This window comes from Bradyrhizobium sp. CCBAU 51753, assembly GCF_015291565.1.
GTDB lineage: Bacteria > Pseudomonadota > Alphaproteobacteria > Rhizobiales > Xanthobacteraceae > Bradyrhizobium > Bradyrhizobium ivorense.
In genome coordinates, this window is the sequence record NZ_CP030037.1 from 6,299,433 (window position 1) to 6,312,744 (window position 13,312).

Below are 13,312 nucleotides of genomic sequence, written 5' to 3' on the forward strand. Positions count from 1 at the left end.
ATGTTTAGGTTAATATCCGCACCGTTTTACCGTCGGCTTATCTTTGAAGTTCGCGAGCTATCGTGCAGTATATCTGCGCTGATCGAATATAGATTTCATCGTGCGACGCCGATCATTATGTAATACATCAATAATGAACCGCCAGTTTTACGCGTTCTGGTAGAGTTGGTCTTGCCTCGCAGCATTTAACCGGCCGTGGAATTACTGGATGCGGTGTTTGAACGCGGGGCGAAATGTTGAGCAATGTTTGCTGCACCCAATGCGAATGCGATGCTCGATTTTTGATCGCCCTCACCCGCTGCCTGTGAACGCACCGCACCGGCGTGCTTAACATCACGCTAAGCAGCGGCGCAAAATTTTGACGTTAAGAAACAGTACTCGTCAACCATTCGTTGCTTAACGAATAGTATTGGTTTGCTGATATTCAATATTGGTCAATCTTAATCGACTGCAATTTCAAGTATTCTCTTAAGCCGCGATTCAGCAGATCTTCAGCCACAAGTTCCCTTAACTACGCGAATTAGCCTGAATTAACTGCGCCGCCCGTACATCTGGCCCCAACAAAAAGACGGGGACGGCGGATGACCACGGCAAGTAATTCTATTTTGGATACTGGGGACGTATCCGAAATAGATAGACTAGATCTTGAAATACAGTCGATGAGCTTGAGCTCGACGGCGCTTGCGACAGCATCGGCGCCGCTGCTCTGGCATCTCGGCAGCAGCGTGATTGGCGGCGCCGATTTTCTCGGCGCCTGGGCCCAGAACGACGCCAGCGGCATCGTCATCAGTGTCGTCGATGAAGGTGTGAACTACCTCCATGCCGATCTCGTGGGCAGCTACGACACCAGCATCGACTACGACCCCCGCGACACCGGCGACAACGACGCCATGCCGGATACGGCTGCCCAGCACCATGGCACCATGGTCGCGAGCCTGATCGCCGGCAACATCAACAACAGCCTCGGCGCGGTCGGCGCGGCGCAAGGCGCGACCATCACCGGCAGCTACATGCGCTTCGGCGTGCTGTACGACCAGAACGAGCTCGCTGGCCTCGTCGCGCATCAGCAGAACTACGACGTCAGCAACAATAGCTGGGGCTTCACGGCGTCGTTCGCCGACAATTTCCAGACCGCGCCGTTTACCGCGGCGGCGGCCGCCCTGCAGGCCGACGTCGCCAACGGCCGTGACGGTCTCGGCACCGTGATGGTGTTCGCAGCCGGCAACGGCAAGATCCAGACCGCCAGCGGCAACGTCGGCGATGACGCCAACTTCCACAACTTCAGCAATTCGAGGTTCACCATTACGGTCGGCGCCCATGATCGGGACGGCACGCCCGCGGTGTTCTCGAACCCCGGCACCTCGGTGCTGCTGACGGCGCCGGGCGTCGGCCTCGTGGTCGATGACGGCAACGCCGCCGGCAGCACCAATACCAGCTACGCCTCCGGCACCTCCGCCGCCGCGCCGCTGGTCTCCAGCGCCGTCGCCCTGATGCTCGCCGCCAACCCCGATCTCGGCTATCGCGACGTGCAGGAGATTCTGGCGATAAGCGCGACCTCGCGGCTCGACGGTCATTCCACGGCGAACGGCTTCGACGGCTACAACGGCGGCGGCTTGATGTTCGACCGCAACGGCGGCTTCGGCATGCTCGACGCCAGCGCCGCCGTCGCGCTGGCGCGCAACTGGTCGTACACCTCGACCTACGCCAATGAGAAGGAGCTGGACTTCTCGTTCGCGCCGGCCAGCAATCTCGATCCGACCCAGTCGTCGCTGTCCTTCACGCTGACGCCGACTGACGCGTCGATGGCGAAGCTCTCGACCAGCCGCGTCGATATCGACCTTGCGATCAGCGACGCCGACCTGAAGGACCTGCAGATCAACCTGGTCTCGCCCGACGGCACCGTCTCGGAACTGGTGGAGAATTTGAGCCAGCTCGGCAGCAAGACCACGCTGAGCTTCACCTTCGATTCCGTGCAGTTCATGGGCGAGAACCCCTACGGCACCTGGACGCTGCAGTTCTCCCACGCGACGCCGGGCGCAACCTTCGCGGTCTCCCAGGCCGACGTCCATGTCTATGGCGACGTCCGCAGCGAAGACGACACTTATTACTATACTTCGAGCTATGCGGCGCTGGCCGCCGCCGATCCGACCCGCACCCACGCGACCGACAGCGATGGCGGCAACGACACGCTGAATTTCGCCGCCGGCGACCAGGCCGTCACGCTCGACCTGTCGGGCGCGACCGCAAGCTCGTTCCAGAATACCCCGGTGATTCTCGGCGGCACTTTCGAGAACGCCATCGGCACCATATACAACGACGTCCTGACCGGTTCGGACGCGGCCAACAGACTGGTCGGCGATTTCGGCAATGATCTGATCTCGGGCGGCGGCAGCGACGACATCCTGCTCGGCGGCGCCGGCGACGACGTGCTGAACGGCGGCACCGGCTCGAACACGATCGACGGCGGCGCAGGCCTCGACTGGGTCGTGCTGGCGGGGATCTGGTTCGACTACGACATCACCTACGATGCGGCGACCAGCTCCTATCACGTCGCCCATCACGGGACGTCGGATGTCGACACCGTCACCAATGTCGAGGTGTTCGACTTCCTCGGGCTCGGCATCGGGTCGCAGGTCGATGCGATCGACGTCATCGAGGCCGCGCCGACGGTGGTTTCGGTGGCCGCCAGCACGTCCCTGACCGCCTTGCAGGGCGCCGCCAAGTCGATCGCGGTGGTGACCGCGGCCGACGCCAATCTGGCGCTCGGCGACCAGCTCACCTTCAGCCTGACCAATGCCGACGGCTCGGACTACCACGGCAGCTTCCACATCGCGCAGACCAGCGCGACCACGGCGGTGATCTACGCCAACGATGCTTCGGTTGACCTCGACGCCAGCGTGATCGTGAAGATCAGCGATCTGGCCGGCCACACCGTGACCCAGTCGGTGGATCTGTCGGATTTCGCTGCGCCGCCACCGACGGTCGGCGGCCAGGACGTCGACCCGTCGACGGTCGAAACGGCGCTCGGCTCCTACACGCTTGCCGCCGACGCGCACAATCTGACCCACACCGGGAGCAGCGACTTCGTCGGCATCGGCAACGACCTCAACAACGTCATCATCGGCGGCACCGGCAACGACTACCTGATCGGCGGCATCGGCAACGACACCCTGATCGACGGCAACGGCCTCAACACGCTGCAGGGCGGCGCCGGCAACGATATCTACGCCGTGCAGTCCAACCTCGACACCGTGTTCGAGTTCGCCAATGAGGGCACCGACCAGGTGCAGACGTTCCTGACGTCCTATCATTTGTCGCCGAATGTCGAGAACCTGACCTTCATCGGCAGCAACGCCCACACCGGCATCGGCAACGAGCTCGCCAACGTCATCACCGGCAACACCGGCAACGACACGCTCGACGGCGGCCTCGGCGCCGACACGCTGGTCGGCGGCGCCGGCAACGACACCTATGTCGTCGACAACGCCGGCGACGTCGTGATCGAGAACGCCAACGAAGGCACTGACACGGTCAAGACCGACGCGCTGTCCAGCTACACGCTGGGCGCCAATGTCGAAAACCTGACCCACACCGGCAGCAATGATTTCGTCGGCGTCGGCAACGCGCTCGACAACACCATCGTCGGCGGCACCGGCAACGACTATCTGTTCGGCGGCGACGGCAACGACACCCTGATCGACGGCAGCGGCCTCAACACGCTGCAGGGCGGCGCCGGGGACGACATCTATGCCGTGCAGTCGAACTACGACACCGTCTACGAGATCCCCGGCGAGGGCACCGACGAGGTGCAGACCTTCCTGTCGGTCTACGGGCTGTCGGCCAATGTCGAGAATCTCACCTTCATCGGCGCCAATGCCCATACCGGCGTCGGCAACGCCGAGAACAACGTCATCGTCGGCAACGACGGCGACGATCTCTTGAACGGCATGACCGGCAACGACACGCTGACCGGCGGCGCGGGCGCTGATCTGTTCGTGTTCTCCACCGCCATTGCCGGCGGCAACAATGTCGACACGATCACCGACTTTGCCGTCAACGTCGACCGCATTGTGCTCGACCATTCGATCTTCTCTGCCATCGGCGCGACCGGCGTGCTGGCCGATGCGGCCTTCAGCTTGGGCAGCGAAACCGCGGATACGCGGATCATCTACGACAACGAGACCGGCGCGATCTCGTACGATGCGGACGGCAATGGCGCCGCCGCCGCGGTCCAGTTCGCAACCGTCGGGGCGCATCTCGGCCTGAGCGCCCACGATTTCCTGGTCCTCTGAGGCAACCGTGACAGGCCCGCGATCTCCTGCCGCCTCGGGCGGCAGGGGCGTTACTAGCAAATACCGAAAAACAACCCCATGCAAAGTAGCCGGCGGGCCGACGGCGCCACGACAGCTTGACACGTCGGGCAAATCACCGGTATTATTCCAATATTCCGAAATTATGCAGGTGCCACCCGCCCCCTCGGGCGGGAGGTCGCTGGCCGCTCCCTCGCCGAGGCGCTGATCCGGCGGCCGCCTTGAACCATCGGCCCGCCGGCGGCAACAAACCCCTGGTCATCCCCCTCAAGGCCAAGGCCAAATCCGATGCGCCGCTCGATCCTGCTGCTCACCCTGCTCGCCGCCGCGCTGTGGGCGGCGCCCTGCTTCGCACAACCGCGCGCGCAGCTCGGTCCGCTCTGCACGACCGAAACCACGCCGGCCGACCAGATGATCAGCGCCTGCACCAAGATCGTCGGGCTAAAGGTGTTTTCCGGCGAGAAGCTCGCGACCATCTACTTCTGGCGCGCGGTCGGCTGGAACAAGAAGGGCAACTATGCGCAGGTTATCGCCGATGCCACCGAGGCGATCCGCCTGCACCCGAGCGTCGCGATCTACAATCTGCGCGGCTCGGCCTATTACGACAAGGGCGAATACGACATCGCGATATCAGACTTCAACGACGCGCTGCGCATGGGGCCGCCGAGCGGCATCATCTTCCACAACCGCGGCAACGCCTATCGCAGCAAGGGCGACTACGCGAGGGCGATCGCCGATTACGACGCCGCGATCAAGGCCGGCCCGAAGTCGGCCTTCTCCTATCAGAACCGCGGCGGCTGCAAGCAGGCGCTGGGCGATCTCGACGGCGCGCTGGCCGACATCAACGAGGCGATCCGCATCGATCCGTCGCTGCCGCAGCCGCTGATCAACCGCGGTGTGATCTGGCGCGCCAAAGGCGACATCGACCGCGCGATTGCAGACATCAGCGAGGCGATCCGGCTGGCCAAGGCGAAGGCACCCGCCAACATCATGACGCCGCCCGGCAGCGTCCTGATCTCGGCCTACACGCAGCGCGGCCTCGCCTACGAGGCGAAGGGCGACCGCGAGCGCGCCAGGCAGGACTATGCCGCCGTGCTCGAGGGCCAAGCCTCCGATGCCGCCAGCAAGGCCAGCCAGGCCACCGCCCGGGTGCGGCTCTCGCTGCTGCAGGACGCGGCCATCGCGCCGCCCAAGGCGGCCGCGGCGCCGGCCCGCGAGCAGGCCAGTCCAGGCGCTGCCCCGCCCACCCAGACCGCGGAACCAGCCGCGCCCGCTGCTGCTCCCGCGGCCCAGGCGCAGGCCGCAGCCGGCCGGCGGGTCGCGCTCGTGATCGGCAACGGCACTTACACCCATGTCAAGGCGCTGCCCAATCCGCCCAACGATGCGCGCGCCATCGCAAAGAGCCTGCGCGAGATCGGCTTCACCGTGTCCGAAGGCCTCGACCTCGATCGCGACGCCATGCAGAAGACGATCCGCGATTTCCTGCGCGAGGCCACCCGCGCGCAGATCGCCGTGGTCTATTATGCCGGCCATGGCGTGCAGATCGACGGCCGCAACTACCTCGTGCCCGTCGACATCGAGTTCAGGGCCGGCGGCCGTGTCACCGACGCGATGGTCGACATGGACACGATCATGGCTGGCCTCGACGACCAGATCCGCACCAACATCCTGATCCTCGATGCCTGCCGCAACAATCCGATGGCGCCGCAGGTGGCATCCGCCGGTCCGAGCCGCGGCGTCGAGGCCGGATCGGGCCTCGCAGCGCCGGCCTCGCTCGGCTCCGGCTCGACGCTCGGCGCCGGCACGCTGATCGCGTTTGCGACCGCGCCGGGCCAGGTGGCGCTCGACGGCGAGGGCGCCAACAGCCCGTTCTCGGCGGCGCTGTCGCGCCATGTCGGCACGCCGGGGCTCGAAGTGCAGCAGATGCTGACGCGGGTCCGCGCCGAGGTCGTGGCCGCGACCAAGGGCAAGCAGGTGCCGTGGTCGAACTCCTCGCTGCTCGGCGAGGTCTATCTGGCGGAGAAATAGCGCACTGCTATCTCCACGTCATTGCGAGCGAAGCGAAGCAATCCATCGCTCCGCATACGCGGAAAGATGGATTGCTTCGTCGCTTCGCGCCTCGCAATGACGAAGGAGAGAATCTTATTTCCCCCACACCTCGTTCGCGACCTCGACGGCGAGCCGCAGCTTGGCCCACTGTTCTTCCTCGGAGAGGATGTTGCCTTCCTCGGTCGAGGCAAAGCCGCATTGCGGCGACAGCGCGAGCTGCTCGAGCGGCGCGAACTTTGCCGCTTCCTCCAGCCGCCGCTTGATGTCGTCCTTCTTCTCAAGCTCGCCGAACTTCGAGGTGATGACGCCGACCACCACGACCTTGTTGCCCTTCGGCAGGAAGCGCAGCGGCTCGAAGCCGCCGGCGCGGTCGGAATCATATTCGAGGAAGTAGCCGTCGTAATTGGTGCCGGCGAGCAGGGTCTCGGCGACCGGCTCATAGCCGCCCGACGAGATCCAGGTCGAACGGAAATTGCCGCGGCAGACATGGGTGGTGATCACCATGTCGGCGGGACGCTCGGCGATCGCGTAGTTGATGACGCGGGCGTAGATCTCCTGCAGGCCATCAGGGTTGTCGCCGCGCTCGCGCGACTTCTGCAGCTCTTCCTGCGAGCACAGATAGGCCCACACCGTGTCGTCGAACTGCAGATAGCGGCAGCCGGCGTCGTAGAACGCCTTCACCGCCTTGCGGTAGGTCTTGCCGAGGTCCTGATAGAACGCCTCGAGGTCCGGATAGACCTCCTTCGAGATCAGCTTGCGGCCGCCGCGGAAGTGCAGCACCGCCGGCGACGGGATCGTCATCTTGGCAGTGACATGGGCCTGGTCGGCGTATTTCTTCAGGAAGCGGAAGTGATCGAGCATCGGGTGATGGTCGGGGAAGTCGAGCTTGCCGATCACCCGGATCGCATCATGCCGGGTCTGCACGCCCGCGAACTGGATGCCCATGTCGGGATGGAACAGCTCGCAGCCGGTCAGATGGCTGAGGAAATCGAAATGCCACCAGGAGCGGCGGAACTCGCCGTCGGTCGCCAGTTTGAGGCCGAGCGAGGCCTGCTTGTGTACGACCTTCTCGATTTCCATGTCCTCGATCTTGCGCAGCTCGTCGGCCGAAATCTCGCCCTTCTCGAGCTTCGCGCGGGCTTCCTTGATCTTCGGCGGGCGCAACAGGCTGCCGACCTCGTCGGCGCGGAACGGAGGCTTGGTTCGCTGCATGGTCAACTCCCGGACGTTTTCTAGAGCCATTTCCGTTCCGATGGAATCGGAACGGAGCTCTAGATTCTTGTTTTGACGCGTTTTCTTCACGCGAACCGGTATCCACTTCGCTCGAAAACGCTTTAGTGTATTTTGGCCCCGGCGACGCCGAGATGGCGCTCCAGGACGGACGGATCGGCCTTCAGCACGCTGCTCGCGGCATCATGCACGATCGTACCGCGCTCCAATATCACAACGCGATCAGCGAGCCCGAGAATCTTTTGTGCATTCTGCTCGACGATGATCGAGCAGATGCCGCCGGCGCGCGTGATGCTGCCGATCGCCTTTAACAGTTCCTCAACGATGATCGGCGCCAGCCCCTCGGTCGGCTCGTCGAGCAGCAGCACCTTCGGGTTCAAGGTCAGCGCGCGGCCGATCGCCAGCATCTGCTGCTCGCCGCCGGACAGTTGGTTGCCGAAATTGCCGCGCCGCTCCTTGAGCCGCGGAAACATCTCATAGACCCGCTCGACGGTCCACGGCCCGGGCTGCGCCACCGCCGTCATGTTCTCTTCCACGGTCAGCGAGCGGAAGATGTTGCGTTCCTGCGGCACCCAGCCGATCCCGGCGCGAGCGCGCTGGTCCGGCCGCAGCGCGGTGATGTCGCGGCCGGCGAGCGCGAGGCTGCCGCCAAAACGCCTGACGATGCCGACGATTGAATTGATCAGCGTGGTCTTGCCGGTGCCGTTACGCCCGAGCAGCGCCAGCACCTGGCCCTCGGCGAGCGACAGCGACAGATCGGGCAGCACCACCGCCTCGCCATAGCCGGCACGCAGGCCCTGGACCGCGAGCAGATCAGGCATCGGCGGCCTCGCCAAGATAGACCGCCCTGACCTGCGGGTCGCGCGCGACCTCGTCGGGCGCGCCTTCGGTCAACAGCCCGCCATTGACCAGCACCGAGATGCGATCGGCGAACGAGAATACCAGGTCCATGTCATGCTCGATCAAGAGCACGGTGACGTCGCGCGGCAGGGCGGCGACCGCGGCCAGGATGTCGTGGCGCTCGCTTTCCGGCACGCCGGCGGCGGGCTCGTCGAGCAGCAGCACGCGCGGCCTGGCGGCGATCGCAACCGCGATCTCGAGCAGGCGCTGCTTGCCGTAGGGCAACGTCGCGGTCGGCTCGGTCATCACGTCGAGCAGATGGAAACGCGACAGGATATCGGCGATCTCGGCATTGACGTCGTCGCGCGTCCCCATCCGCCGCCACCAGTCGCCGCCGCGGCCCATCCGCTCGGAGACCGCAAGGCCGATGGTTTCGAGCGGGGTCAGATCGGCATAGAGCTGGTTGATCTGGAAGGTGCGCGACAGCCCGCGCAGCACCCGCTTGTGCACCGACAGATCGGTGATGTCGCTGCCCTCGAGCAGGATCCGGCCGCTGTTCGGCCTCAGGACGCCGGTGAGCTGATTGATGACCGTGGTCTTGCCGGCGCCGTTCGGTCCGATCAGCGCATGGCGGGCGCCCTGCGTCACCCTCAGCGAGAGGTCGCGGGTGACGCGAAGGCCGCCGAAGGACTTTTCGAGGCTGCGCGTTTCGAGTGCGATCGTCATGACGCCTCACTCTCGGGCACGGCGACGACCGCCTTGCGTCCGGCGAACTGCCGGATGATGAGGTTCGGCACGAACAGCACCCAGCGATGGATGCGCGCCCGGCCGACCAGCACGATCACGACCAGCACGAGGCCGATCCAGAACAGCCAGTATTGCGGGGTGATTGTCTGGAACAGCTCCTGCAGCATCTTGAACACAACGGCGCCGATCAGCCCGCCGTAGAGATAGCCGGTGCCGCCGATCACCAGCACCAGCATCAGGTCGGCGGAGCGCTCGAAGGCGAACACGTCGAGCGAGGCCAGCGCCGTGGTCTGGGTGAACAGAGCGCCGGCGATGCCGGCATAGAACGCTGCCAGCGTATAGACCGCGATCAGGCGGCGGTTGACCGGGATGCCGATCGCGGCGGCGCGCAGCGGATTGTTCTTGATGGCGCGCAGCGACAGCCCGAACGGCGAATGCACGACGCGGCGGGCGAGCAGAAACAGGATGAACAGCACGATCAGCGAATAGAACAGGCCGGTCTTGCCGAACATGTCGAAGGCGAACAGCCCGAAAATCGGCTGCATCTCGATGCCTTGCAGGCCGTCGGTGCCGCCGGTGATGTTGGAGAAGCGCTCGGCGAGCGCCTCCAGCAGCAGCGCGATCCCGAGCGTCACCATCAGCCGGGTCAGGTCAACGCCGCGGATGACCAGAAAGCTGGTCAGGAAACCGACCACCGCCGCGACGAGGCCGGCAACGACAAGTGCGATCACGGGCTCGTTGATGATGCCGTGCAGCGCTATCAGTCCGGCCGCATAGGCGCCAACGCCGAAGAAGGCCGCATGGCCGAGCGAGACGATGCCGGCATAGCCGAGGATCAGGTCGAGCGACAGCGCGAACAGCGCGAGCCGCACGATGTCGGTCATGATCAGGTAGCGCGACGGGAACAGCAAGGCGCAGGCCAGCACCAGCACCCAGAATGCGATCTCGCCGACCCGCCAGCGCGCGCTGGCGATGGCATGGGAGGAGACGTCTGTTAGCGCGGTCATGGCGCCCTCACCGCGCCGCCGTGCGGCCGAACAAGCCGTTCGGGCGCCAGAGCAGGATCACGATCATCACGGTGTAGATCACGAACGGCCCCATCTTCGGCACGTAATATTTGCCGGCGACATCGGCGATGCCGAGCAAGAGCGAAGCGAGGAACGGCCCGGTGATCGAGGAGGAGCCGCCGACGGTCACCACGATCAGGAAGTAGATCATGAATTTCAGCGGAAAATACGGATCGAGCCCGAGGATCTCGGCGCTCAGCGCGCCGCCGAGGCCGGCGAGCCCGCAACCAAAAGCAAAGGTGAAGGCGAACACCTGCGGCACGTTGATGCCGAGCCCGATCGCCGCGCGCGGATCGTCGACCGCGGCGCGCAGCCGGCTGCCGAACCGCGTCTTGGCCAGGATCAGTTGCAGCGCCAGCGTCAGCAGACCGCAGATCACGACGATCATCAGGCGGTAGCGGCCGATGCCGACACCGAACAGGTCGATCTGCCCTTCCAGCGCCGCCGGCAGCTTGATGAAGACCCGCGACGATCCCATGATGTAGTCGACCGCCGCCACCGACATGAACACGAGGCCGATCGAGAACAGCACCTGGTCGAGATGGCTGCGGGTGTAGAGATGGCGGTACAGCGTGCGCTCCAGCGCGACGCCGATCGCCGCGCTGGCGACGAACGCGAGCGGCAGCGCGGCAAAGAACGGCCAGCCGGAATTGTTGACCAGCACCGCGCAGATGTAACCGCCGGCCATCGCGAAGGCGCCATGGGCCAGATTGACGAAGTTCATCAGCCCGAGCGTCACCGCCAGCCCGCAGGCGAGCACGAACAGCAGCATGCCGTAGGCGACGCCGTCGAACAGGTTGGTGAGGACAGAGGCCATAGGGTCAGCTTAACCGAGAAGATGCTTCAAACGCCACGTGGGAAACGTCGATTTTCTGCGATGGCCGGGCTCGTCCTGGCCATCCACGTCTTTCGCTGCATGGGAAAAAACGTGGATGCCCGGGTCATCTGCGCGAAGACGCACTTCGCGCTTTTGCCCGGGCATGACGCAGGGCAGCAGCGTTCGCGCTTTTCGCGGATCACTTCTTGGTCTTGCCGGAATCCTTGACGGCCTCGAAGGTCGCGAACTCGACATTGTAGAGCTCGCCGTCGACCTTCTCGACCTTGCGGATGTAGATGTTCTGCACGATGTCGCGGGTTTCCGGATCGATCGAGATCGGGCCGCGCGGGCTTTCCCACTTCATGCCCTTCATCGCCTCGATCAGCTTGTCGCCGTTGGTATCCCCATTTGTCTTCTTCAGCGCCTCGTAGATCAGATGGATGCCGTCATAGCCGCTGACAGCCATGAAGCCGGGGCGGTTGCCGAACGCCTTCTTGTAGGCCGCGACGAAATCCTTGTTCATCGCGGACGGATGCGCCGCGGAGTAGAGATGCGCGGTCACCGCGCCGAGCGCGGCGTCGCCCATGTTGTTGAGCAAATCGTCGTCCATGACGTCGCCCGGCCCGATCACCTTGATGCCGCTCTTGTCGAGCCCGCGCTCGGCATACTGCTTCATGAAATTGCCGCCCTGCCCCGCCGGCACGAACACGAACATCGCGTCGGGCTTGGCATCCTTCATGCGCTGCAGGAACGGCGCGAAGTCGGGGTTGGCGAGCGGCACGTTGACCTCCTCGACGATCTCGCCGCCGCCGGCGGTGAAGTGCTGCTTGAAGGACGCCAATGCGTCCTTGCCCGGCGCATAGTCCGAGGTCAGCGTCGCGACCTTCTTGATGCCGTTCTTGACCGCCCAGTCGCCGATGATGGTGGAGGATTGCGCCAGCGTGAAGCTGGTGCGGACGATGTAGGGCGAGCGCTCGGTGATGATCGAGGTGCCGGCCGCCATCACGACTTCCGGGATCTTCGCCTGGGTCGCCAGCGGCGCCGCGGCAAGCGCTGCGGGCGTGACGCCGAAGCCGGCGATGAAATTGACCTTGTCGTTGACGATCAGTTCCTGCGCGATCCGCTTGGTGTTGTCAGGCACCGCGGCGTCGTCCTTCAGGATGACCTCGATCTTCTTGCCGGCGACGCTGTCGCCATGCTGCTGCATATAGAGCTTGACGGCGTTGTCGATCTGCTTGCCGGTCGAGGCCTGGCCGCCGGTCATCGGCACGATCAGGCCGATCTTCACGGTGTCCTCCGCGCGCGCCGGCGCAGCCGCGCACAGGGCGGCGATGGAGGCCGTCGTGGCGGCCCACAGCAACATTTTGCGACGATTGAAATCCATCGATGTCTCCCCCTTCCAGTCTTCTGCGGCGAACCGAGTCCCCGGCCCTTGCCCGCCATTAGCTCACATTCTCTGCGGCCAGGCCGCAAGGCGACATGGCGTCTCCCGCTGCCCCATTGTCAATCGGACGATGGGCGAGTTTCCTGCGCGAAACGGTCACCCGGCCGACCCTATACGGTATTTTAATACCGGGATCGCGCTACAAAATCCACTGCCGATGAGAACGGATTTCGCCTGGCCAAGGCTCGGCTGGCCGGAATTGACCATCGCGCGATTTGTACGATCGTACAAACGAACCGCCGATGTCAACAAACAAGCACAATTGCAGCCGAACGGTCGCGCCCTAAATCCATCATCGTTAAAGGTTAGGACTGTATCGTTCTCCAATGCCGATCATCTCCCGCCATATTCCTGTCCTGACCGTCCTCGTGCTGGCGGCGTGCGCGCTCGGCGGATGCAGCACGGTCAACGAGAAGCTTTCGGCCGGCATGGCCGATTACATTCCGGCCTGGGCCGGCGGCCTCCCCGCCGATGCGCCGCCCCGCGCGGGCACGCCGGAATACGACGCGTTCATGCGGGAACGGGAGCGCAAGCGATTGCTGCCGGCGTCCGAGCGCGGCGACCAGGACGCGAGCAAGCCGGCGGCATCGAGCGCGCAGGGCGCAGCCAAAACCCAGTGAGGCCGGAGTAATCCGGTCGTGGAAAGCGCCCCGCTTTCGCGCTCCAAGCGTGATGAGATTAGGTCAAATCGGCTTGCCGCGGTTTCGGTTCACCTCTCCCTTGGGAGAGGTCGATTTGCGCAGCAAATCGGGTGAGGGGTTACGCTCCATCGAGAGACCAAGACGCCTCACCCGGCGCTGCGCGCCCA

At 64.5% G+C, this 13,312-nt stretch carries 9 protein-coding genes; 3 read left to right on the forward strand and 6 right to left on the reverse strand.

From position 1 onward, the window contains the following. Window positions 1-659 precede the first annotated feature (659 nt). Together XH93_RS28880 and XH93_RS28885 are read left to right on the forward strand one after the other, a co-directional pair. Complete coding sequence (locus XH93_RS28880; RefSeq protein WP_194470083.1) at window positions 660-4,292, forward strand: S8 family serine peptidase; 3,633 nt, start codon at window positions 660-662, stop codon at window positions 4,290-4,292. 306 nt (window positions 4,293-4,598) lie between these two features. Beyond that, on the forward strand, window positions 4,599-6,338 hold the full coding sequence (locus XH93_RS28885) for a caspase family protein (RefSeq protein ID WP_194470084.1): 1,740 nt from the start codon (window positions 4,599-4,601) through the stop codon (window positions 6,336-6,338). 114 nt (window positions 6,339-6,452) lie between these two features. Here the strand turns inward: XH93_RS28885 and XH93_RS28890 are convergent, their stop codons facing one another. The 6 genes from XH93_RS28890 to XH93_RS28915 all read right to left on the reverse strand — a co-directional run bounded on the left by XH93_RS28890 (window position 6,453) and on the right by XH93_RS28915 (window position 12,444). After that, window positions 6,453-7,571, reverse strand: coding sequence for a cobalamin-independent methionine synthase II family protein (locus XH93_RS28890; protein ID WP_194470085.1), 1,119 nt, complete (start codon window positions 7,569-7,571; stop codon window positions 6,453-6,455). A 122-nt stretch (window positions 7,572-7,693) separates the two neighbouring features. Then, entirely contained in the window at window positions 7,694-8,410 is a 717-nt protein-coding gene (locus tag XH93_RS28895) for an ABC transporter ATP-binding protein (protein WP_194470086.1), read from the reverse strand. Then, window positions 8,403-9,155 carry an ABC transporter ATP-binding protein gene (locus XH93_RS28900; protein WP_194470087.1) on the reverse strand — a complete coding sequence of 251 codons (753 nt, stop codon included), beginning with the start codon at window positions 9,153-9,155 and terminating at the stop codon, window positions 8,403-8,405. The genes XH93_RS28895 and XH93_RS28900 overlap by 8 nt, the downstream gene beginning before the upstream one ends. Next, complete coding sequence (locus XH93_RS28905; protein ID WP_194470088.1) at window positions 9,152-10,183, reverse strand: branched-chain amino acid ABC transporter permease; 1,032 nt, start codon at window positions 10,181-10,183, stop codon at window positions 9,152-9,154. Before XH93_RS28905 ends, XH93_RS28900 begins: the two co-directional genes overlap by 4 nt. 7 nt (window positions 10,184-10,190) lie before the next feature. Beyond that, window positions 10,191-11,060, reverse strand: a complete 870-nt coding sequence (locus XH93_RS28910; protein ID WP_139863281.1) for a branched-chain amino acid ABC transporter permease — start codon at window positions 11,058-11,060, stop codon at window positions 10,191-10,193. 199 nt (window positions 11,061-11,259) lie between these two features. After that, window positions 11,260-12,444 carry an ABC transporter substrate-binding protein gene (locus XH93_RS28915; RefSeq protein WP_371814806.1) on the reverse strand — a complete coding sequence of 395 codons (1,185 nt, stop codon included), beginning with the start codon at window positions 12,442-12,444 and terminating at the stop codon, window positions 11,260-11,262. A gap of 386 nt (window positions 12,445-12,830) precedes the next feature. Between XH93_RS28915 and XH93_RS28920 the strand changes: the two genes are divergently transcribed. After that, window positions 12,831-13,124 carry a hypothetical protein gene (locus XH93_RS28920; protein ID WP_194470089.1) on the forward strand — a complete coding sequence of 98 codons (294 nt, stop codon included), beginning with the start codon at window positions 12,831-12,833 and terminating at the stop codon, window positions 13,122-13,124. Window positions 13,125-13,312: the final 188 nt, after the last annotated feature.